The following is a 718-nucleotide window of genomic DNA, read 5'->3' as shown; positions in this document are numbered from 1 at the left end:
AATTTTCCTATAATCATATCATAATCAAACATTCCCAAGCGGTTTTGATATTGGCTATCATCAACGGTTCTTATTTCAGCATGAATACCAAGACGTGACAAATTACTCTGAAATGCAAGTGCAACTTTTTCTTCTTCAAGTGATTGAGTCATAATTTCAAATTGAAAAGGTAAACCATTGGGAGCAATAAGCCTGTTATTTTTTTTGGTAAAGCCTGCTTCTTGTAACAATTTCCAAGCTTTTTGAGCGTTTAATCGGTCCATACCCGATCCATCTGTTTTAGAAATACGCCAGCTTCCATCCATTACTTCAGGAAGAACCGCATCAGGATAAGGTGCTAAAAGTGCTTTTTCTTCTTCACTTGCTGGTTTTCCAATAGATGAAAGGATAGATCCATCCCAATAACCTTCTGTTCTTGTGTATATATTATTGAAAAGGTGATGATTGACCCATTCAAAATCAAAAAGTATCGATAACGCTTGCCTTACTCTTTTATCTTTAAAAAGTGCGCGACGCGTGTTAAAAACAAACCCCATGATATCAGCGGGTGTTCCTTTCAAAAAAATTTCTTTGATAATTTGTCCTTCACGAACAGCGGGAAAATTATAAGAATGTTGCCAACGATTTGAATTTGTTTCAATAAAGACATCAATAATGCCCTTTTTGAAGGCTTCAAAACGTGCTGTATCATTGCGAAAATATTCGATTTGGATAGTAT

The 718-nt window shown here is 35.4% G+C and carries 1 protein-coding gene; it reads right to left on the bottom strand.

Annotated features, from left to right (window positions below; genetic code table 11):
* Positions 1 to 718, bottom strand: a 718-nt coding sequence (locus ACFINS_RS10330; protein WP_375706217.1) for an ABC transporter substrate-binding protein, incomplete at both ends; no start/stop codon positions are given.

The organism is Bartonella sp. AA2SXKL (assembly GCF_042197205.1).
In the GTDB taxonomy this organism is placed as follows: Bacteria; Pseudomonadota; Alphaproteobacteria; order Rhizobiales; family Rhizobiaceae; genus Bartonella.
Note: the sequence above shows the minus strand (reverse complement) of the source record. Positions and strands in the feature narration are given on the sequence as shown.